This window comes from Paenibacillus sp. JMULE4, from assembly GCF_013337105.1.
GTDB classification, from domain to species: Bacteria; Bacillota; Bacilli; order Paenibacillales; family NBRC-103111; genus Paenibacillus_G; species Paenibacillus_G naphthalenovorans.
Genome location: NZ_SGWF01000014.1, coordinates 188,858 through 211,555 on the forward strand (window position 1 = coordinate 188,858; position 22,698 = coordinate 211,555).

At 49.4% G+C, this 22,698-nt stretch carries 18 protein-coding genes and 2 pseudogenes; 2 read left to right on the forward strand and 18 right to left on the reverse strand.

Going from position 1 to position 22,698, the window contains the following annotated elements; genetic code table 11:
• Window positions 1-14 precede the first annotated feature (14 nt).
• Window positions 15-1,352: an IS1380 family transposase gene (locus tag EXW96_RS13775; RefSeq protein ID WP_027093557.1), complete on the forward strand. Its 1,338-nt coding sequence runs from the start codon at window positions 15-17 to the stop codon at window positions 1,350-1,352.
• Window positions 1,353-1,569: 217 nt separating this feature from the next.
• On the opposite strand, the pseudogene EXW96_RS13780 reads toward EXW96_RS13775, so the two are convergent.
• Both EXW96_RS13780 and EXW96_RS13785 read right to left on the reverse strand, forming a co-directional pair.
• Window positions 1,570-2,088, reverse strand: a pseudogene (locus tag EXW96_RS13780) (IclR family transcriptional regulator); the annotation flags it as partial.
• Window positions 2,089-2,504: 416 nt separating this feature from the next.
• Entirely contained in the window at window positions 2,505-4,610 is a 2,106-nt protein-coding gene (locus tag EXW96_RS13785) for an LTA synthase family protein (protein ID WP_082660672.1), read from the reverse strand.
• Between the two features lie 190 nt (window positions 4,611-4,800).
• On the opposite strand from EXW96_RS13785, the gene EXW96_RS13790 reads away from it, so the two are divergent.
• Complete coding sequence (locus EXW96_RS13790) at window positions 4,801-5,964, forward strand: iron-containing alcohol dehydrogenase (RefSeq protein ID WP_054820146.1); 1,164 nt, start codon at window positions 4,801-4,803, stop codon at window positions 5,962-5,964.
• Window positions 5,965-6,067: 103 nt separating this feature from the next.
• Here EXW96_RS13790 and EXW96_RS13795 read toward each other — a convergent pair whose 3' ends face one another.
• From EXW96_RS13795 to EXW96_RS13860, 16 genes and pseudogenes are all read right to left on the reverse strand, one after another.
• Complete coding sequence (locus EXW96_RS13795) at window positions 6,068-7,468, reverse strand: SLC13 family permease (protein WP_174350768.1); 1,401 nt, start codon at window positions 7,466-7,468, stop codon at window positions 6,068-6,070.
• An 89-nt stretch (window positions 7,469-7,557) separates the two neighbouring features.
• Window positions 7,558-9,648 carry a helix-turn-helix transcriptional regulator gene (locus EXW96_RS13800; RefSeq protein ID WP_254611379.1) on the reverse strand — a complete coding sequence of 697 codons (2,091 nt, stop codon included), beginning with the start codon at window positions 9,646-9,648 and terminating at the stop codon, window positions 7,558-7,560.
• Window positions 9,649-9,650: 2 nt separating this feature from the next.
• Window positions 9,651-9,833 carry a hypothetical protein gene (locus EXW96_RS27505; protein ID WP_254611380.1) on the reverse strand — a complete coding sequence of 61 codons (183 nt, stop codon included), beginning with the start codon at window positions 9,831-9,833 and terminating at the stop codon, window positions 9,651-9,653.
• Between the two features lie 222 nt (window positions 9,834-10,055).
• Window positions 10,056-11,225, reverse strand: coding sequence for a mandelate racemase/muconate lactonizing enzyme family protein (locus EXW96_RS13805; RefSeq protein ID WP_174350769.1), 1,170 nt, complete (start codon window positions 11,223-11,225; stop codon window positions 10,056-10,058).
• 3 nt (window positions 11,226-11,228) lie between these two features.
• Window positions 11,229-12,263 (reverse strand): glycoside hydrolase family 88/105 protein, encoded by a 1,035-nt coding sequence (locus EXW96_RS13810; protein ID WP_174350770.1) that lies wholly within the window; start codon window positions 12,261-12,263, stop codon window positions 11,229-11,231.
• Entirely contained in the window at window positions 12,260-13,189 is a 930-nt protein-coding gene (locus EXW96_RS13815) for a dihydrodipicolinate synthase family protein (RefSeq protein WP_174350771.1), read from the reverse strand. Before EXW96_RS13815 ends, EXW96_RS13810 begins: the two co-directional genes overlap by 4 nt.
• 31 nt (window positions 13,190-13,220) lie before the next feature.
• A pseudogene (locus tag EXW96_RS13820) lies at window positions 13,221-14,740 on the reverse strand (extracellular solute-binding protein).
• A gap of 94 nt (window positions 14,741-14,834) precedes the next feature.
• Complete coding sequence (locus EXW96_RS13825) at window positions 14,835-15,710, reverse strand: carbohydrate ABC transporter permease (RefSeq protein ID WP_062407447.1); 876 nt, start codon at window positions 15,708-15,710, stop codon at window positions 14,835-14,837.
• A 22-nt stretch (window positions 15,711-15,732) separates the two neighbouring features.
• A complete protein-coding gene (locus EXW96_RS13830; protein WP_235594329.1) occupies window positions 15,733-16,662 on the reverse strand; it encodes an ABC transporter permease in 930 nt (309 codons plus the stop codon).
• Between the two features lie 291 nt (window positions 16,663-16,953).
• Window positions 16,954-17,415: a NanQ anomerase/TabA/YiaL family protein gene (locus tag EXW96_RS13835; RefSeq protein WP_174350772.1), complete on the reverse strand. Its 462-nt coding sequence runs from the start codon at window positions 17,413-17,415 to the stop codon at window positions 16,954-16,956.
• 11 nt (window positions 17,416-17,426) lie between these two features.
• A complete protein-coding gene (locus EXW96_RS13840; protein WP_174350773.1) occupies window positions 17,427-18,380 on the reverse strand; it encodes a dihydrodipicolinate synthase family protein in 954 nt (317 codons plus the stop codon).
• Between the two features lie 52 nt (window positions 18,381-18,432).
• Complete coding sequence (locus EXW96_RS13845) at window positions 18,433-19,452, reverse strand: sialidase family protein (RefSeq protein WP_174350774.1); 1,020 nt, start codon at window positions 19,450-19,452, stop codon at window positions 18,433-18,435.
• A gap of 24 nt (window positions 19,453-19,476) precedes the next feature.
• Window positions 19,477-19,977, reverse strand: a complete 501-nt coding sequence (locus EXW96_RS26960) for a carbohydrate ABC transporter permease (RefSeq protein ID WP_217437362.1) — start codon at window positions 19,975-19,977, stop codon at window positions 19,477-19,479.
• On the reverse strand, window positions 19,908-20,303 hold the full coding sequence (locus EXW96_RS26965) for an ABC transporter permease family protein (RefSeq protein ID WP_217437363.1): 396 nt from the start codon (window positions 20,301-20,303) through the stop codon (window positions 19,908-19,910). Before EXW96_RS26965 ends, EXW96_RS26960 begins: the two co-directional genes overlap by 70 nt.
• Window positions 20,304-20,317: 14 nt before the next feature.
• Window positions 20,318-21,175, reverse strand: coding sequence for a carbohydrate ABC transporter permease (locus EXW96_RS13855; protein ID WP_074727005.1), 858 nt, complete (start codon window positions 21,173-21,175; stop codon window positions 20,318-20,320).
• An 87-nt stretch (window positions 21,176-21,262) separates the two neighbouring features.
• Window positions 21,263-22,594: an ABC transporter substrate-binding protein gene (locus tag EXW96_RS13860; RefSeq protein WP_062407432.1), complete on the reverse strand. Its 1,332-nt coding sequence runs from the start codon at window positions 22,592-22,594 to the stop codon at window positions 21,263-21,265.
• Window positions 22,595-22,698: the final 104 nt, after the last annotated feature.

The following is a 22,698-nucleotide window of genomic DNA, read 5'->3' on the forward strand; positions in this document are numbered from 1 at the left end:
GCGAGGTGCTACATATGAGAATCCAATTCACCCAATCTAAGGAAATTCTGTTGACTACGCATGCTGGCCTGGCCACCGTCGGCGCCTTGCTTTCCCATACCCGATTGCCGCAGCGTCTCAATCGCTCCACCGTGAAAGGAATGGAGAACCCGATTCACAGTCATGGCGATGTCATGACCAGCTATCTTGGCTTGCTTTGCCAAGGCAAAAGCGACTTCGACCACATCGAACCTTTCCGAAAAGATCCCGTATTCCAAACCTGCCTCGGTGTCCGCAAGGTGCCGTCAAGCCCGACGCTCCGTCAGCGTCTGGATGCCGCAGCTCAAACGATGAATGCCAACTGGAACGAGATCCTGCTTCAAGAATCCGCCGATCTGATTCGAAACGTAAAAGCACCTGTAACCGGACTGACAGCAGGCGAGCATACGGTGATTCCGCTGGATATCGATGTCTCTCCGTTCGATAACTCCGGTACGAAAAAAGAGGGTGTTTCGTTGACCTACAAAGGCACGTTCGGCTACGCCCCCATTTTCGCCTACCTCGGACAGGAGGGGTATAGCGTGAATGTGCAGCTTCGGGAAGGCAGCACGCACAGTCAGAAGGATGGCGCTGATTTTCTGCGCGAAAGCATCCAGTATGCCCGGCGCATCACGAAAGAGCGCCTTCTCGTGCGGATGGATTCCGCTCACGACAGTCTGGAAAATCTGCAGGTGTGTCATGCTGAGCCAGAGGTCGATTATATCATCAAGGTCAATCTGCGCAATACATCCAAGGAAAGTTGGCTACGGATCGCCGAAGACAAGGGCATGGCCTGTGAGCAGCGCCCCGGCAAGACGGAATACATGGGCGTGATCGCCTTTCCCGAAAAAGGCTTCGATCAAGCCCTTCGTCAAGTGTTTCAAGTGATCGTACGGACGATCGACCGTGAAGGTCAGATGCTCCTGTTCCCGGAAATTGAAGTGAACGTCTATTGGACTTCTCTTACCTGCTCGCCGTGGCGTGTCATCGAGTTGTATCGCGATCACGGCACGAGCGAACAATTTCATAGTGAGCTGAAGACGGATCTGGATTTGGAGCGACTGCCCGCCGGCAAATTCGATACCAACGATCTGGTTTTGCACGCGGGGGTGTTCGCTTACAACCTGCTCCGCATCATGGGGCAGGAAAGCTTGCGCCAAGACGATGCTCCGATTCGGGGAGGCGTACAACGTCGCCGCATCCGCACCGTGATTCAAAACATCGTGTACATCGCGGCTAGAGTCAGCCGACACGCTCGTCAAACGATTTTCAATTTTGGGCGATACAGTCCCTGGTTTCAGACCGTACGACGAGTGTACCAAGCGTTTGCCTGAATCCATTTTTCGCCATCCAGACCAACCCAAACTGCTCTTCCCTGTTCCGGCCTTACCGTAAACAGCAAGGCTTATTGAGCATGCCTTGCTTGATGGATTCTGTCATTTGTAGATTTGTTTTCATCACGAATCTTTAGCTGATGGGGGGATTTCCGATTACTTTTTTCCATATACTGCCCTCTCTGGCGGAGTGGACTTAAGTTTGTCACGGATTCAGGTCTTCGGTCCGGATTGTTTTCTCCGTGTGCTTTTGATATTCGTACCCTTTAAGAATGGAGCGGATCTGCTCCGGCGATTTAAAGGCAATAAGGGCTTTCCCTACGGCGCTGCAGTGCAGTGGAATGCGTCGGCCTATACGGGAATACCGTATGACGGCTTTATCGCCTTCCACCTTATCGATGTAAACGCCTTCTTTCCCATCCAGAATAACCAAATGGGCGGTTTGCCCTGTCGTTTTGGAAAGCTTTTGCAAGAAAGGATTGGCCGCCTGCCGAATATCCAGGCTTTGGACCAGCCGGCTGCTTCGCTCCAGCAGCTTCATCCCTAACCGGTATTTGCCGTTATCCGGATTTTGTTCGATATAATGATATTCCTGTAATGTTTTTAACAAAGAATGAACCGTGCTTTTATGCAAGTCCATCCGGCTGCTGATTTCTGTGATCTTCAATTCTTTATGGTATTCGTCGAACAGATCCAGAATGCGCAGCGCTCTCTCGACCGACTGAATGATCGGCAAAGGATGGACACCCCCACTTCTTTGGAGTTGTAACTCAGGTTTATTCTACTATATCGGATGGAGCGTTCACCAGCAAGACTTATTTTTCAGTCCGCTCCGGAAACCGGGGCCGAAACGGGCCTGTCCTCCTCCTGCCGCGGTCTGCCCAATCGTGTACGGAAGGTATGCCAATGCCATGACAGCTTCTTCCCTCCGCTTTATGTTATTGTTTCACCGAATACCACCGTCTGTCAATAGATTATCGAAATGACCGCGGCACGGCGGATCCGATTTTTTCAGCCAACGTTCAATTATATTCGCCGCTGGGTATTGTCCAAATTGAAAAAAGCCGACAGTTCCGAAGTCCGTTCCGGAAATATCGGCTTCCAGGCGCTTCTCGCGGAATGGAAGACTCCTGTTAGGTATTGAAGGTCTTTTTATGGCATATCCGCTGCTGTCATCCGGGTTTGAACATAAGCATTCGATTTGGCTACGATATGACCCTTGGAATCCTCGACCACAATCTCCAGCTTCCAGGGAAACTCCGCCTCCGTCTCCGGCTCGACAATAGCCGTCAATTCATGTTTATCGGTCCATGCTGTCTTCACCGGTTTATCATTGATATGCAAGATACTATTATGCGGCAGATCTCTGCCGGTGATTTTGACAATCCGTTCCCGGCCGGTTTCATTCACATGAACATGATCAATCTGCAGATCGCCAAAGCCTAAAACATAAGCCGGGTCTTTAATGGTGTTTTTCCAATCGCCATAGCCGTATTGTTTTCCGAACAGAATATCGTACTGCAGCTTTTCATATTCCTTTAACGCCTCCTCGTCGATTCCCATTTGCGGATAGTAATTTTTGGGAGGAATCACGGGAGTGTGCTGAGCGAGCCGATACAAATAATCGGTATAATAGCTGCCGGGTCTTTGCGCCAGCTTCAGCACATAAGGCCCCAGAAATGATGGACTCATATTTAACTGTTCCTTGTGCTCCGGCAAATAATTGTTCCATACAAGAACCGGAACACGATACATTTTGTCAAGAAAATTCGGGTCGTTCTCCTGCAAATAGCCGCAGTCTTTATACGCTTTGTAGTTATCCCCGAGACTTGGCAGATGATCGCCGAAGAAAACGATGATCGTCGGCTCTCCCTTTTGCTCATAGTGCGTCACCAAACGCTTAAGCATATCGTCCGCACCCAAGAGCCCTTGCGCATACGTTTCAATAAGACCCTTGGACTCTCCGGTCACTCCGGTCACCTGAATCGTATTTTCCTTGAACTTCCCGGGGGAATAGTGGTAATGGTTCTCCATCGTATTGGCAAAAACAAAATCGGGTCCCGGCGTCTCATCGCTTGATTGAATGATATATTTGGCCACAGCCCGGTCGGCTATATAAGGTCCCTCGTAATCCGGTTCAAAAAATTCCTGCGAAATATATTTGGAGAAGCCGAAATGGTTGTATACGTTCTTGCTGTTGTAAAACCAGCTGTGAAACGGGTTGATCGCCGTAGCTTCATACCCCTGACGCCTCAAAATGCTCGCAAGCGAATCGGTTGCTTTATGGATATATTGGTTATACGGAATCGAGCCCTGCGGCAAAAAGCGCATCGAATTGCCCGTCAGCACTTCAAATTCCACATTTGCGGTCCCGCCGCCATACTGTGGGGACAGCAGGGTGCCGCTTGTATACTTTTCGACTAACGAATGGTAGAACGGCAGAGGATCCCGACTAAACTTCAATCCCTCAACCCGGGTGATGTCCCAGAACGATTCGCTCAAAACGATAATAATATTAGGCTTGACGTCCCCCGCCTGCGTTACCGCAGGAGTGACGCCCGAGGCAATCGACCGAATGGAGGACTCATCGTACCCCTTCGGCGCTTTCAGGAAAAGATATTTTAAATTCATCATGGTCGTTAACAAAAAGCCGTTGGTTTTTACATTCAGCGTTTGGTCGTATGCGATATTTTTGATCTTTGCCAGCCTGGTTAACGAGAGCTCTCCGTCGTTATAGATAGAAACCAGCAGCAAGGCGGAAATCAGCCCCATCGCAACCCGCTGCTTTCTGCCTATCTGAAGCGCTGTCTTCGAAAGCTTGTAAAGCAGCAGAATGCTGATCACAAAGAATAGAATGAACCCGGACATGACCGTAAAGCTCAGCAGACCGCCGAGATACGGTGTCATATCTTTCGTTTCGCTGGCCAACAGCAAATCCCATGGCAAAAAAGGCACGCCCAAAATTTCCAGTTTAATTCCGCTGATCAGCCCGAAAGCTAAGCATAATGCGGCTATGAGCCAAAACGAAAGACGTATGCTGCCCGTGAGCGCCGTTAGAAATAGCAATAAGCCTAAAACAATCAAGGTATTGAGAAGCAGCTCCGGGACCGCATCGAAAGTCCATCCGAAGGCATCCAGCCATTGGCCGCGGCTTAATAGCTCTACCAAAAATACAATCCAAAGAGAACATAAAAGCAGGGGCAGACGGCGCACCGTAACAAGCCCGTATCGACGAAGTGAAAGTTGCAGTTCTCCCATGTTTTCCCCACTCTTTTGGAAATATTAATGTTTTGTAAATTCCATGCAATAGTATAGCACAATTTATTCTTTTTGGAGCTTGATCCGGCTTAATTTTTTTGGTTGCGATGAAGTCATTTGGTATAATGGGGGGAGCACAGGAAATGGTTTGATCCTGCTATCCAAAATTCTAATCAATCGGAGGAAACTTATGGATACGTTTATGTACTATAATCCGACCCGACTTTATTTCGGTAAAGATACAATGGAGCATCTCGGTACGCAAATCCCGCCCATCGGCAGGAAGATTCTGCTTGTTTACGGGGGAGGCAGCATCAAGAAAAACGGGGTTTACGATGAAGTCATGCGCCGGTTGAACGGTTTTGATGCTCACGTGCATGAATTAAGCGGCGTCGAACCAAATCCCCGATTGACCACTGTACAAAGAGGGATCGACCTCTGCCGAAAAGAAGGGATTGATTTCATTCTCGCCGTTGGCGGGGGCAGCGTCATCGATTGTGCTAAAGCCATTGCCATTGGCGCCAAGTTTAAAGGCGATGTATGGGATATTATTACACGCAAGGCGACGGCTGAAGAAGCCCTGCCTCTCGGTACGGTGCTTACTTTGGCGGCCACCGGATCGGAGATGAATTCGGGTTCCGTTATCACCAATTGGGAAACGCAGGAAAAGTACGGTTGGAGCAGTCCGCTGGTGTTCCCCAAATTCTCCATCCTCAATCCCGAGTTTACTTATACGGTGCCCAAAGACCAAACGGTTTACGGGATCGTCGATATCATGTCGCATGTGATAGAACAGTATTTCAACCATACCGGAAATACCCCGGTCCAGGACGGGTTTTGTGAAACCATTCTCCGTACCGTGATCGCCACAGCGCCCAAGCTGCTGGAAAATCTGAAGCAGTACGAACACCGCGAAACGATTCTGTACTGCGGGACGATGGCTTTAAACGGCACGCTTGCCATGGGAATCCGCGGTGACTGGGCTACCCATAACATTGAGCACGCCGTGAGCGCCGTCTACGACATTCCGCACGGCGGAGGATTGGCGATTCTTTTCCCTAACTGGATGGAACATGTGCTGGATGAAGGCGTCTCACGGTTCAAGCAATTCGCCGTTAATGTATTCGGGATTGATCCCCAGGGCAAGAGCGACCGCGAAACGGCTTTGGAAGGCATTCGGGCACTTCGTTCCTTCTGGTCCTCCATCGGCGCACCCAGTCGGCTGGCGGACTATGGCATCAACGCAGAGAAGTTGGAGCTGATGGCGGACAAAGCGATGGCCAGGGGCGTGTTCGGACACTTCAAATCCCTCGACCGTGAAGATGTCCTTGCGATTTACCGCAAATCGTTATAAAACAAACGAGAAGGCTGCTAACCGGCTTGGGCAAGTGCGGTGCAGCCTTCTTCTTTGATTGACTCCATTGGCTCTGGTGCCGAATCGCTTTAAACTATCTGAATTATCCGGGATATACGCTCAGGCCGAGCAGCGGCCAATAGAAGAAAGCGGCAAGCATCGTAACCAGGAAAAGAAGCAGGGTGATCCAACTGCCGACGACCAGATAATCCTTCCCCGTGTAATATCCCATAGCAAAGGTAGTCATGCTGCCGGCAGATTGGGTCGGGATAAAATAACCGATGCTGCTGGCCGCTACGCAGAGCATCCCGAGCCAGAGCGGATTCAGTTCGCTTCCGGCGGCGAACGTCAATGCCACGGGAAGCAAGGAAGCCACCATGGCGGTATAGTTGGTAAATCCGATTCGAATAAGAATAAAGGCCGTCATCATGGCAGCGGCGAGAATGGCTGCCGGCAGATCCGCCAATAAGCTCGTGGCCAAACCGGAGGCCCATCTTACCACGCCGCTTTCATTGAGAGCATCCGCCAGCGCAAAGCCGGCGGCAAACAACAGCGGAACTCCCCAATCCACCTTGTCCATCGCTTCTTTCCAGGTTAATAATTGAATGCCTGGAATGAACAACAGCGTGACCACCAGAACGCCGGTCAGGGCTATCGGAAGATGGTGCAAACTGCCGGTCATCCAAAGAAGCGCAAGCAGCAGATAGAGTGCAATCAGTTTCTTCTCCGCTGCAGTCATAGGGCCGAGCTTCTCTTTTTCCTGTCTGAAAAACCGATCGCTTCCGGTCAATACGGCTGTCTCGGGCGGAAATAAATAAAGGAGCAGCATCCACATAGCGGCGAGAACGACGACGACAATCGGCATCATCAGCAGCATCCAGTCCACATAACTCCACCGATGACCTAACATGGAGTCAAATAATCCTACGGCATAAATGGAGCCCCCGGCTCCCGTAAGCAGACCGATCGTGCTGACATAGGGTACGAAAGTGACGGTGAGGAGCACTAATTTCCCGAAATGGGCGCCACCTTGTTCTTTCATGGTTTCAATCATCCCTATGCTTACCGGCAAAAGCACAGTTAACCGGCCCAATGCGTTCGGCATGAAAAACGTAAGCAAAAATGCGATCACAATCAGGTACAAGATAATCGATTTGACGCTGCCTCCCGCCAACAGCAGCATATTATAGGCAAGACGCTTGTCTAAAGCATACTTCTCCACCGCCACTCCCATGATGAGCATGGATAAGATCAGCCATATTTCTTCTTCGCCCAGCGCCTGCGCAGCCTGTTCGAACGGCAGGATGCCCAGCAGCGAGACGAGAACGACGACCATCATACTGGTGACGGAGGCTGGAATGACGTTGGTTAACCAAAGGACGACCGCCAAGGCCAGAATCGCTATAGCGCTCCAGCCCTCGCTGCCCATCGTTGAAGATTGCGGTAATACCGGCGACAACAATACAAACAGAAAACAAACCGCGACCGCTGCCTGTTTTAACATGATGTACCACCTCATCAAGTCATGCTGCAAATTTTGTTTCATACGATACGTCTAAACATGCGAGGCAAATCCGCATGCCGTGCCTGCGTCTACTTTAATTTGGAAAGGGTTTGCCGGTATTGTCCCGGCGTCATCCCCGTCAGCTTCCGGAATGTCCGGATAAAGCCGGTTGAATTCGTATAATTGAGACGGTCCGCGATTTCCGTAATCTTCAGATCGGTATGTTCTAACATCATTTTTGCCATCGTCATCCGGTAATCCGTCAAATATTCAATGAACGTAACGCCGATCTCCTTCTTGAACACCCGGCTTAAATACACCGGATGAAATTTGAGCGCCGCTGCGCACGACTCGAGCGATATATCCTCATCATATTGCTCATGAATCATTTGAACCATTTGATGTGCGGTATTAATATATTCCGAATCCGCACGTTTTTTAAAAAACGCAATGGTCGGCGGCAGCAGTTCCGTCTTAAACCATACCGACACCTCTTGCACCGTATTCAACTTCACGAATTGCGTTACGGCGGAATTGGAACCGATCAGACCGTCCAGCCTCCCTCCTTCATTCCGAACCAATTGATAGATGCGTGCAACCAATTGAAGCATGAAAACCTGATAGTCGTTAAACTGGATGTCTCTCTCCGTGATCGAAGCCACATAATGATCAAAATGCTCCATCGCCGATTCGGCATCTCCGGATGTAAACGCATTCACAATGTAGTCTTCCAGATGATGTAATGGAGGAATCAGGCTTTTGACATCTCCATGCGCCGGGACGAAATCGTCATAATGGAGAATGATATCGCTTCCAAGTCTAATTCTCCGTTTCAGCGCATCCAAGGCTTCGGAGTAAGCGTTCATTGCATCGGTGTACCGGAAAAACGAACGGCTGATCCCGATGCTTGTTTTAAGCTGCAGCAGCTCATGAACCTTCGATTTAATCTGTTCGGCCGTTTGATGAAAATACGCCTTGTTCTCAGCGGGCTCGTCCGTGTCCCCGGTCAACAGCGATACCTGAGACTGGTCGAAAAGCAAGGCGCCAACCAAGCGATGGCCGGGCAGCAGTTCGCCTACGATATTATTGATCGCAAAAAGAAGCAGTTCCTTATCGCTTTCCATATATCGGGTTTCCTGCAGGGAATCGATTTGCAGCGCCAGCACCCCCAAAGCCTTCCCCTTGCCGGCGAAACCATAAGTCTCGCTTTTAAACAAAAATTCACTCTCCGTAATTTGCCCCATAAACAGCTTAAGCAAAAAAAACTCTTTCATCTGCGAAAGCTGCCCATGAAGCTGCTGCTGCAGCTGTTTTCGCGTACTGAATAAAGCATGGAACCGGTCCTCGATAAAAGCGAACTCATCTTTCTTCTTTGAATCGGCGGGTTCTCCTCCGATCTGTTCCATAATGACAAACAGTCTTCGGATAGGCGAATACATTCGCCGGCTCCCGTAAAAAGCAATGGCGGCGATCACGACAAAGATAACCAGACATACGTTTAACGTTAACATAGCAATTTTTTTGGACTCCCTGGTCATTCCCTCAATGGATACGACGGAAGCATATGTCCAATTATTATAGGGAGACACCTTATAGTTAACCGCCATAGCGTCTCCTTCAAAATAACCGCTGGCATCGGTCACGGTCCTCAGCTTCTCCATGACCACATCCTGTATAGGAACAGAACCCGGATTGGACAAAAAAGGAACCCGTTCGCGATTCAAAATATAAATATCTCCCAAGGTTTTGTCCTGTGCCAAATCTTGTTCCAGCTCGCTATGGGACATATCTATGAGCAGCAAGGCCTTGGGTGCCGTCGACGTGGCAATCATCGGCAGCTTGACGATCAGGCGAATCCGGTCCCCCTCCTTTTCTCGAACACCGTTATCCTGCTTTCCTTGACCGGAACCGGAAGCAAGCCAAAACAAATTTTGCGGATAATCCGCATATTCATCCAGGACATTCCGGTCAGAAAATTCCTTGATCGTTGTAAACCCGAGTTTGCTGATCATCCAATCCATTTCCATATTCACCAGATAGGTGTCGGCTACCCCCGATAACGAATGCAGATTGTACAGACCTCTGCCCAGATTCGCTATCGTCTGAAAATCCTCAGGCGTCAAAGGATCGTGAATCGAATCCATCACCAGAGACGAATTTAAATATTGTACCGCCGCCATCTCTACATTTTTAATACTTCCTCGATTCGCATTTGGTTTTGCAACAGGATTTGCGCATTGCCCTCATTGACCTTTCTTTCGATATCCTGAGAAGCGATGTGATAGGAAATCATCCCGATGGATACAACGGGTGCGGCTACCAACAACAACGTGAACAGAATCAATCGATAGAAGTACTTAGGCAATAGATAATCTCTCCTACCCTATAGAAAGTATCAAAATACAAGAAAACGGGGAAAGGATAAACAGCCCAACCAGATTTTTGATTATCATTATATCAGAAAGCATGTCTACCCGTGATAGAAAAGGGTTATCACATGTTAATTTCAATTTTATAAGCGTTTTCAACCAATAAAAACGATGGCGCCGGATTTCCCGCGCACCATCGTTTTGGTTTCCGTCTATTTCTACTTCCTGGCTTGAGAGGTTCGATCCTGGAGCTGGTGAGCTGAAACATTCCCCCAGCTTAAATCATCCGCTTTATATTTCTCTATTTGTTCCCAATCCAATTCGACCCCCAGACCATGCCGTTCACGGCCGGGCACAAGGAGATATCCGTTCTCATAGATGACCGGATTTTTAACAATGTCTCCTGCATACAACTCAGGGCCTATCGGATCCGATGTATAATTTAAATTGGCCAGGGAGCTGCCTAAGTGCGCCATGGCGGCCGTTCCGACCGACAGCTCTTGCGTCGTGCCGATCAGGCAGGATTTCCCCGCAACCTCCGCTGCCGCCGCCGCCTTCCTGGCGTTCGTTAGACCGCCGATAAAGATGGGAGAAATATTAAAGATATCAACCGAATCATGCTTGATCATTTCGTACTGCTGACGATAGCTCCATACGTGTTCGCTTACCGGATGATCCACTTTCATACGGAAATGGCGCAGCCCTTCAAAATCGTTCTGTACGGCAGGACTTTCAATCAGCTGAACATCATATGACGAGAAACGTTGTGTCGCCTGTACAGCGGATTTCCAGTCCAAGAGGTGGCTAAAATCCAGCGACTTGATGGTGACCTTCGAGCCGAATTCCGTTCTTACCCCATCGAGGAACGCTTCATCCGCATCCAGATTTTTTCCGGCATACAACCGGAACACATCGAAGCCCTGCCGAAACCGCTCGCGGACCACCTTCAGATTCTCTTCCACCTCTTCCATGAAACGGTGTCTGAAAATCGGATAGCAGACTTTTATTTTTTCCTTCATTCTTCCGCCGATGAAATCGGCCACGGAAATCTGAAGCGCTTTGGCGCAAAGATCATGCAATGCCGCGTCAACCCCGTTGCGGATAAAATTGCCCTTCTCATAATAAAACATCGTTTCCGGGAAATGACTAAGGAGCTCTTGATTGATCAAAGTGATATCAAACGGATTTTGACCTACTAATATGGACTTCAATACAGCCTTCATATCCCGAATATCGAGCGAATACTGAGGCAGGTGGGAAAAATCCGACATCTCTCCAATTCCTGTCAGACCTTCGTCCGTTTCGATCTCGACGATCACATGCTTGCTGACAAAGCCCGTATGTCTGGGCATTCCGACGACAGTTAACCTAATATCCGAAATTTTCATGGGCTACTCTCCTCGTAAGGCTTCGCATAAAGCCAGCAAAGCCAATCCTTGGGTAAATGGGGTAATATCAAATGCAATGCGGTTATATTCCAAAGCGTTCGCTTTCACCGGCGTTCCCGTAGAACCTCCCGTTACATAGCCTTCTTGATCGATGTTGTCCGCCACAGCCGATAAAGCCCGCTCGCCCATGCCACGGAATTTCGGATCGATCAGGCCAAGCCGGATTCCCTTCATCACGCCATATGCGACCCCTGCCGTTACCGAGGTCTCCAGATAGGTTTCTTCGTGATTCAATACCGTCCTCCATAATCCGGACGGATCCTGCAGCCCGGACAAAGCCTGCAGCTGCTTGTGCAGGGTATCCGTCAGCTCCCGGCGTTGGGGCAAATCTTCAGGTGCGATCTCCAGCAGTTCGACAATCCCCGCCGTCATCCAGGCATTGCCGCGCCCCCAATGCACACCGATCGGTTTACGCTCCACGTCGTGCCAGCCATGCACAAATAAATTCACCTGCGGATCAAACAACAGCTTGCAATGAATGTCAAGCTGCTTATACGCTTCCCGCCTGTACTCTTCATTGCGCAAAGCCAGTCCTCTCTGCGCCAAATAAAGCAAGCTCATAAATATCGTGTCCGCCCATACCTGATGAGCCCAGTTGTTATCCAATACCGTATGCTCCAATGCGCCGGATGGGGTACGTCGGCCCTCTATCATCAGATAGCGATCAAACGTCTGGAACACTTTTTCATATTTTTCATCCGGATCACGTTCGTTCAGCTCTAACATGGTCATTAAAAGAGAATTTGAATTTACGCATATTTTCTCAATGGCGTCGATCCGCTGATCGATCCACTGCTTCATCTTAATGGGAATCTCCTCATTCTTGGTCATTTCATACGTTTTCCATAGTCCATAAAAAGCGACGCCGATGGACCAATCCCACCTGCGCCAGCGAATGCCTCCGGGCTGATCCGAGTGTTCAAAGGTCAAATCCAGTGTGCGGGCTGCCGTGAGCTTTAACAAATCCAAATGGTTCATCGTTTGATCTCCTTTACTAGAGGAAGCAGGCCCCATTGATGAAGGATGGCCGTCACTTCTTTCTTATCCGCTTCATTCAGCGGATCGACAGGCTCGCGCGTGATGCCCGCACGAAGTCCCCGCTGTTCCATGGCTTCTTTCACGACAGCCACGTTGTTTCCTGCATGATATTTAGCCCGCAAGTTTTCAAAAGGCAACGCCTCCTCCCACAGCTTCCATACGGTTTCCCAATTATGGGTTTGCAGAGCCTTCAGCATCCCTTTGGACAGGTCCGGGTGTACGTTGATTAATCCCGAGGTAAAGCCTTTGGCGCCTGCGTTGTAGAAATACGGCGCCCATTTCTCCGCCGTGCCGCAAATCCAGGTCACATGGTGCTTCGCCGAAACCTGGCGAACCGTCCGGGTAAACCGCGGTAAATCGTTGATGGCGTATTTCACGCCGACGCATTTGTCCAGCGGGGCCAGGTCCAATAGGATATCGTCCGAAAGATGCGCATCCTTAAAATAAAGAACCGACGGGATATCAAGGCTTTCGATCACCTTACGGTAATAAGAGACCGCGCCGGGAGTTGTGATGTAAGGATGAACCGGCTGGTGAATCATGACGCAATCGGCGCCCGCTTCCTGGGCATACCTGCCCAATTCGACCGCCGTATCCGCCGCATACCCGATTCCTGCCATGACGATTGCCCGTTTGTTTACCGTATCGATCACACGCTTCATGACCGCCTTCGCTTCTTCGAAGGTGAGCGCATAAAATTCGCCGGTATTCCCGCACGGCACAATGACTTCCGTGCCGTTGGCCATCAAAAACTCAATGTTGGCCTCCAAGCCTTCCCAGTCGATTTGGCGTGTCTCCTCGTCAAAAGGCGTAATATGGATCGCCGTAATCGTTTCAAGCTTCTTGCCGAATGCTGCGTAATCCATCTTATTCCTCCTCCCTTTATGAAGGGCTCTCCTACTTTTTCTGTTTGCCGTACTCCGCCGTAAATTCTTCCATGACCTGATCGCCGCCCGCTTTTTTCCATCGTTCGAGTTCAGCTTCCCAACCGGCGTCGTCGATTTTGCCCATAATATATTTGGTCTGGGCGTCGCGAATCAGGGTATCCAGCTCTGCGCCCTTTTCCATATAGGTCTTCGATGTAAGCGTCAACGCCACATTCGGAACCGCATTTTGCAGGTTATCCGCAACCACCTTCCAGCCTTTGGCCTGCAGTTCGTTTAATTGCAATGGAAGACCGGTGCCTGTAACCTCAAACGACGGAAGGCTGTCGCGGTACGGCTTCACCTCGAGGTTAAACAGTGTCAAATCTTTAAACTTGGCTTTGCCGTCAGGCGTCTTCTCAAAGTGCTTCCCTTCAAATCCTCTGGTCAGCAGCGTGGACATTTCCGGCTCCAGAAGTTGATCGAAGAAGCCCAGCAGACGCTTCAGCTCCATTTCATCCTGTACGCTGGATTTCGGGAATACGAAAAACCCGTTGTTCCCCGGCTCGGCAGGCACGCGATTGCCGGAAGGCCCCATATAAGGCGCGATATCTACGACAGCATTCGGAACGGATTTGGACACGTTGTCATAAGAGGTGGCTGCCGCCGAAGCCACCGTATTAATACGGATGCCGGCTTTTCCCGAATTCCATTTGTTATCGGCATCCGCTGTCTGAACAACGGAGAAATCCTGATTGATTAATTTTTCGGCATACAATCTTCTGAGCAGCTTCATCGAATCCTGATACGGTTTCGTCATAAATTCAGCTACGACTTTCCCGTTTTCGATCCCCCATTTATTGGGAGCCCCTTGCGAAACCGAGAGACGAGTCAAGAAGCTGCTGCTAAGGGCCGTGTCGTTATACGATCTGTCCATAAACAAACCGTACGTATCATTTTGACCGTTTTGGTCAGGATCCTTTTCAGCAATCGTTTTTGCAATGTTATACCAATCATCCAGCGTTACCGGCGGTTTCAGGCCTAAGGCGTCAAACCAATCCTTCCGGTAAACGATTCCGGCTCGTCCGATATCCCGGTACAACGGCAATCCGTACAGTTTTCCTTCCACCTTGATATTGTCGTAATACATCGGATTGGCATCCGATAAATTCTTGTATTCATTTAAGTAGGGTCCGATCTCCCAAAACAATCCGGATTGAATGGCATTGAGAGTTGTGGCGTTATACGTCAATTTAAACGCTTTCGGCATTTCGTCAGACGCAATCATAATATTCTTTTTATCTTCAAATGCAGCCGCCGGAATCCATTGAATGTCTACTTTGGCATTCGTATATTTCTCGATAGCCAGCTCGACTTCACTGTCTTTTTGGGCGCTTCCCCTACTTGCGGCGTGGCGATGGTCACCTCAAGAGGTGTGCTGTCGGGCTGTCCTTCCGCCCCTTGCCGCGGTTCACTTTTTTCTGCGCACGCTGCAAGCGTTCCTGCGGTTAACGCCAACGACAAAAGCAAAGCTGCACAACGTTTTCTTTCCATGTTTACCCCTCCCGGATATAAAGTAGCATAATTTTTAGAAGAAAAACTTCTTATCGAAGTCATTCTGCGGAGTCAGACCTGCAGATCTTTCAGATCATCCTTTGACCGAGCCTAACAGGACGCCTTTGGCAAAATGCTTTTGCAAGAACGGATAGACCATGACAATGGGAAACGTCGCGACGACAATAGAAGCCATCCGTACCGTTTGCGGCAAATAATCCATCGGATCCTGCTGGGCAGTGGAATCTCCAATGCGGTCCTGGGACATCAAAACGATCTGCCTTAATACGATTTGCACCGGCCATTTCTCGGAATCGTTGATATACATGACCGCATTAAAAAACGTATTCCAGTGCCCCACCGCATAAAATAATCCGAAGGTCGCCATAGCCGGCATCGATAAGGGGATGACGATCCGAAACAAGATCCCCAAATCATTGCAGCCGTCCATTTTCGCCGAGTCTTCCAAGCCGTCGGGAATCTGTTGAAAAAAGTTTTTGAGAACGATTAAGTTAAACGCACTGATAGCCGTCGGGATCATAAGAGACCAGTAGGTGTCGATCATTCCTAAAGATCTGACGACGAAATAGGTCGGAATCATGCCCCCGCTGAACAGCATCGTAAGCAGCACCATCAAAAGAATCGGACGGCGTCCCCGCAACGTCGTACGAGCTAACGGATAGGCCATAAACGAAGTGAACAGCAGATTGATGAACGTTCCGAATACGGCTACATAAATCGATACAACAATGCTGCGAGCCATGGTGTCGGTGGAAAATATGTATTTATAGGCGGACAAGGTGAATTCGGAAGGAAACAACAGCAGCCCTCCCTTGGATACCTCCTCCGGTGCGGCAAATGAAACGGCCACAATATAAACGAACGGAATGACGGCAGCGATAGAAACGATAAACAGGAGCGAATAGTTCACCGCATTGAATACCCTGCTGCTTAAAGATTTGTCTTCCATGGCATTGAGCCTCCCCGATGTTTTAGTAGACGCCCTCTTCGCCGAATTTCTTCGCCAGCCAGTTGGCCCCGACCACCAGCACTAGTCCGACAAGCGATTTGAACATACCGACAGCCGCACTGTAGCTGTACTGAGCCTGCGTCAAGCCCTTCACATACACATAGGTGTCGAACACTTCCCCAACTTCCCGGTTCATCGAATTCAGCATCAGGAAAATGTGCTCAAAACCGGTATCCAAAAAGCTTCCCAGCCGCAGGATAAACAAGATGACGATGGTACTCCGTATAGCGGGCAGCGTGATATGCCAGAGCTGCCGCCAACGGCCGGCTCCGTCGATACGTGCCGCTTCGTACAGCTGCAGATCGACTCCCGAGAGAGCGGCGAGAAAAATGATCGTCCCCCAGCCTGCCTCTTTCCAAATGGATTGGCTGATGATCATCGTCCGAAACCATTCTTCGCTGAGCAGGAACGGTATTTTCTCCATACCCATCTGTGCGATCATCTCGTTAATGATTCCGCCCTCTGTTGTAAACAGCACATAGAATATGCCTACGGCAACGACCCACGAAACAAAGTGCGGCAAATACAGCAGCGTCTGCGCAAACCGTTTAAACATTTCCTTGCGTACCTCATTTAACATCAGGGCCAAAACAATCGGAAGCGGAAAAAAGAACACCAGATTGTAAATCGCGAGCAGCAGCGTATTTCGAAGCAGCATCCAAAACTGCGGTTCCGAGAAAAATCGTTCGAAATGCTTCAGTCCTACCCACGGGCTCCCCAGGAAGCCCAAATGAGGCTTGTAGTCCTGAAACGCCATGATCAGGCCCCACATCGGCACATATTTAAATACCAGAAAATACAGTACCCCCGGGAATAAAAGAAAATACAGCCATCGGTCTCTGATGATGTCCCGCATAAGCGGCGACCGTTTGGCCCTGTCGGCCAATATCATGGATGGCTGTGCATCATATCCCTGCTTCATCCGACGACCTCCTGACTGGATTAGTACGCAAGTCCGCATTTATAATAGCGCTTACATTTCATATCATAGGTTCGGGTATCATGACTGGCAATAGTACTGTTTCAACCATTTCGCTTTAGAGGTAAACATGCCGCCGGAGCAAGGGTTTCCGGCTGTTGAGCCTGGTGTATTATCATTTTTTTCAACCGCATCGTACCGGTTTAACCTGCCGGTTCGGCAGCAAAAAAGCCAGCTTAAACAGCTGGCTTGTAGCGTTCAATATCATCCCCACAGATCCCTGTGAACCTTTACCACAATCTTTTTGATGCTATGCTTCTCCCCATTGACATGACAGCACGGACGGTGAACATCCTCCGGGAAAAACACGGCGAACATGCCGGGCTTAAGCACAATCTCGGACTCATCATGACTATGCTTGTAATAAGCGACATCACGTGCAGCAAGCTGGTTGTCCGCCATCTCCAGTTTCGCCGATAACCGGCTGAATCCGATTTTTTCTTCCCCGCTGACTAACAATTGGATATCTGCGTACGTCATATGGGATTCCGCCCGCTGCTCCTCCGCAGGCTTCGTTGACATTTCCTGCACCAACGCATACATCATTTGCCCGTCGAGCTCATATCTCCCCGGTTTCTGTGCGGCAAGGTTTCGGCTTACAATCTGTTCCAGCCCTTGTTGAATCGCTGGGGGGTATAAATGCTTTTCTTCATTATACTTATGCATGTCGCCAATCATCATAAGGATATCCCATCGTCAGCCCGCTTTACTGCAGCGGATGGTTTGGCATAGGCTTTGGTCAGCCGATACAGCTGTTCTACTTCCAGCCGGTTGGTGGCCGTAAACTCCAGATGATTTTTAGACCGGCAGTTGTAATTGGTAAAGATGCCTTCCAGCATAAGATAGTATTTGGCGTTCACCGGATAAAGCTGCTTTTCAATCAAAGAGGCGATGCTCAGAAAATTGCTCAGTTCGTCGGCTTCCTCCGGTTTATCGGACCAGTTGCGCATCAACCAAACATACAAATCCGGATGGAAATTGGCCATGACACCGCTGTAGCCTGTAATGCCGAGCTTCATGGTTTCAAGCAGCGTCGCCGAGTTCGCGTTGTATATATTCAAGCCGGTGCCTTGAACGGCTTCCATTTTCGCTTTCATATTATCCAAATCGCAGCTGGTATCTTTGAGGAACAGGAACCGTCCCGTATCCGCACACCATTTTAACAATTCAGGTGAAATCAGGCGTTTGTACGGAAAAGGACATTCATAAAACCCAAGCGCGATATCCTCCGGTATTTCGTTCAGCAGTTTTTCCAGATTGGTTTTCCAGACCTCGTCTGATTCATCCTGCCGAGCCAGCCGATTCGTAATCAAAACCAGCGCATCAATGCCTGTTGCAGCCATCGCGTTGAGTTCGGTTACCTGATCTTCGTAACGGTCCGAAATATGGCCTGAAGCAATGACAGGCACGCGCCCCGCTGCCTTTTCTTTGACGAACGCCGCGAGCTTCACTCTTTCCTCCAGGCTTAAAAAAAACATTTCACTGGATTGGCAAACGGCAAAGAGACCGTCCACCCCGTTTTGGATATACCATTCGATCGTCCGTTCCAGAGCATGGTAGTCAATTTCGTTGGATGTTGTAAAAGGGGTGACCATCGTCGGCCAAACGCCCGCGGAAATTTGTTTCTTCATAGGTTTCTCCCTCACTGTCCGATATTTAGGAAGGTTATCTGTACGTGTGCCGCTATAAGGATACCGATATTTTCCTGAATGCGATGCTTTCTCTTTTCCAAGTGTACGTCAGGTACAGATGGTTCCCCTGCGCAATCATGGCAGGATAAGAAAATTCTCCCTCTTCATCTTCCAGAATGAATTCGCAGCTCCAGGAGCGGCCGTTATCCTTAGATACCATGAATACAAGCGGTGTCCTCGGACCCCAGTTGACCCCAACCGGGTTGCATACCAATACGAGCATCCCATTATCCAGCTTTACTAGATCGATTCCACTGTTATTATTCGGCAGCGAAGTGGGATAAGCATCGCACCAGGTTCGTCCACCATCTGCGGAATCGCTACGATAGATAAAGCCTTCCGTACTGCGGAGCAGCATATGAACTTTGCCCGGTTCGGACTCCCATAGCGCCGGCTGAATCACGCCTCTGCCCGCAAACGATTGCTCCGAAACCGGAATATCGCTGTCTGTGACGGCTTGGATGCTGCTGTAATCGATATCCGGTATCCGAATGCCGCCGCTCTTCGTCCAATGGCCTCCCTGATCCTCAGACCGGTCGACAAAAGCCTGCCAAATCCTGTCTTCCGTGGACCCCGGCGCAAGCCATGTTCCGTCCGCCAATACGATCAGCTTGTTGCGGACCGGCCCCCGGCCGCCCCGGTCCCCCGCAACCAGCTCAACCGGCTCCGACCAGGTCCGTCCTTGATCCTGAGAAACCTTGAACAGGGTGTACCAGTCTTTCAATAACCGTCCCACTTTGTAAAAAAGGATGAGTTCCCCGTTGTCCTTCATGTGAAAAACAGGATTCCAATGAGGCAGTCCTTCCTCATCGGCCAGTTGAAACGGAGCCGACCAGCTTTCTCCCTGCCGGCGAGAGCACCAGATGGCCACATCGTCAGCGCCTTCCCTGCTTCCGCCAAACCATGCGGCCAGCACGTCTCCATTAGGAAGCAATGCCAAATGAGAGGCATGACAGCTGACAAAAGGACGATCGTGATCAAAAATGAGCTCATGGACTACGGATGTGAACATCCCCTATTCCTCCTTTTCAAGATTCTATCCCTTGATCCCGGTATTGGATATGCCTTCTACGAAGTACCGCTGCAGCGACAGGAATACGATGACGGAAGGAATAATCGCCATGCAGGCTCCCGCAAGAGAAGTACCGTATTGAAACTGGGCGGTGGAATTGGCGCCGCCCATAAACTGGGCGATCCCGACGGTTAACGGCTTCAGGCTGTTTTCCCTGATGGCAATCAACGGCCACAGGAAGTTATTCCAGTTCGTAATAAACATCAGAATCGTAACCGTAGATATGGCAGGTTTACAGAGCGGCAGCATGATTCTTGCAAAAATGCCGAAATCTTGACAGCCGTCGATGCGCGCCGCTTCTTCAAGCTCGTTCGGGATGCTTTTGAAGAAGCTCGTTAAAATAAACACGCTGGTTACGTTTGCGCCGGCTACCAGAATAATGGAAGAATAGGTATTCAAAATACCCAGCTTGGATACAAGCAGAAACAGTGGAACAATATACGCTTGAATCGGAATGAGCAGCATCGAAACGACCAGAGTAAAGAGAATTTTTTGCCTCTGAAATGCAGCCGCCCGAAAGCATACGCCGCCGGTGTGGTCAAAACCAGAACAAATATCGTAGAGGCGACAGTCATATATACGCTGTTCTTCATCCAGCTTAAATAAGGATAATTTTGCAATACCATTAAATAATTATCCAGCGTCATTTTATCGGGTATCCATTTGGGAGGATAGCTTACGATATTGGCTTCCGGCTTCAGTGATGAGATCAATGACCAGAGCAAAGGAAACAAGAATACGACGCTGGTAAGCAACATGATGATGTATACGGGAATCTTTTTTACATTCATGCTTTCATTCACTCCTAGTCATCCAGCTTCAGCAATTTCGATTGCAATTGAACCATCAGGACCAACATCGCAAGAATGGCGATGCCGATGGCGGAACCGTAGCCAAGGTTATAGTTCTGGAATGCGGTTCCATACAAATACTGAACAAGCGTAAGCGTTGCCGTTCCAGGTCCGCCGTTGGTCATGACAAAAATCTGGTCAAAGATTTGAATGGTGTTAATCAGCGTTAAAGTAATGATCATCGAGGTAATCGGCTTTAAAAGCGGCAGTGTAATTTTCATAAACGTCTGGTATTTGTTGGCCCCGTCAATGGTGGATGCCTCATACAAATCCTTTGAAATGTCCTGCAGGCCCGCCAAGTACAAGATCATATTGTAGCCGAGATAAGACCATACGGTAACAATCGCTACGGAGAAAAGCGCGTATTTTTCATTCGTTAACCATTCTACCGGCGCCATGCCCAACCATTTCAAATAATAATTCAAAATCCCGAAATTGTTATCGTACAACCAGTTCCAGATAATTCCCACCACCGCCGGGATCAGAATATACGGAACAATGGATATGGTTCTGACGGCATTGCGGAACCGCAGCTTTTGGTTAAGCAGCACGGCCAGCAGCAGACTGAAGATCACCAGCGGAGGCAAAGTCATGAGCAAAAAAAACAAGGTGTTCTTTAAAGCAACATAAAAAATAGGGTCACGAAAAAGCTTCGTGAAATTGTCCAAACCGGCAAACGTCGCGTCGCCTACGATATTCCATTTCAGAAAACCGACAAACAGCCCGGCTACGCTCGGTCCGAAACGAAAGACAACGAATATCAACAAGTAAGGCAATAAAAACAACGCGGCAACCTTTCCTTGTCTTCTCATAAAGTCTACAACCCTTCCGCAAATAATATCAGCTTACGTAGAAGGGATACAGCCGGCATACTGCCGGCCGCATCCATGTAACCAGGTTTACCTGTCAGCCAAAATGGCATTCATGTCTGCTTGCAGCTTTCTCGCAATTTCAAGCGGATCTTTGTTATTCAGTACGGCGTCTTGAGCTGCAGTCAAAATCGGGCTCGGTGCCGTGCTGGAGAACAATTGGGTTGCCTTAGGATGGGACGGCAGGAGCACCGAATGATCCAAGCTTTGTACGAAGGCCTCTCTTCCAGGGAGCTTCTTGGCCGCTTCCATTCCATTGTTATTGGAAGGCAGCTGACCCGATTTAGCCCAATCATTGATGTTTTTATCCAACCACTGGACGAATTCGACAGCGGCTGCTTTTTGGCTTGGATCGGCTTTGTCGTTAACCGGGAAGGTCAGAATCTCTGCTGCCCCCCACGCCGCCGGTTTCTCGAAGACTTGCGGATACGGAGCGCTGCCCCATTTGATGTTAGAGGCTTCCAGCTTAGGCATTTGCCAAGGACCGTCTATGAACATCGCGACTTTCCCCGTAGTGAAATCGTCTACAGGAGACTTTTGCCCCTTCGGAACGATTTTGTGCTTGAAGATCAGATCCTGCAGGAAGCCGAAGGCTTTAGCGGCTTTCTGTTCATCCAGCTCCAATTTCGTCATGCTCTCCGTAAACGGGTTGCCGCCCTGTTGGTTAATCAGAGCATACACCTGGTAGAAAGAATGATGATTCATGCCAAAGCCCAAACCGTACTGCACAATATTATTTTCATCGAAACCGCTTTCGTTAGGATGCTTGCCGTTTTTGTCCACGGTCAGCTTCTGGCCGATGGCAATCAGCTCTTCCCCTGTTTTCGGCGGAGCCGTAATTCCGGCTTTGGCTAACAATTCCGTGTTATAGAAAAGACCGTGCATGTGAACATCCAAAGGTACGGCGTATTGCTTCTCTTTATAGAACGTTCCTTCCCATGCGAACTCCGAATAATCCGATTTGTTCAGCTTCGCCGTTTCCACGGGCTTGGGATCCAAGACGCCCATCTCCACAAATTGTCCGAGCTCGAACGGGTGCATAGCCAGTACATCCGGAGGATGTCCGCCTCTCATCTCCGTCAAAAATTTTGTAAACAGCGGAGTCCATTGCATGGATGAAAATTCAACATGAATTTTATTCTGTTCAGCATTAAATTTTTCGACCAGACCCTTCATCGTCTCCAGGTCGGGACCGGTCCAACCGCCCCAATAATCGATCCTGATCGGACCGCTTTGCTGCGAGGTACCGCCTGCTGCGTTATTTTCCCCCGCTGGCTGCCCGCCATTGCTTTGGCATGCCGTAAATACGGTCGTCATCAATGCGGCTGAGGCAAGAACTAAAGACACCCTTTTGAGCTTCATACAAGTTCCTCCAGTCATAAATTTATATATCTTAAAGAGCTTTGATCCGGAAATGAGAATATGAAATCAAAGCTGCTTTTAAGCCCTGTATGATAAAGCGTTTA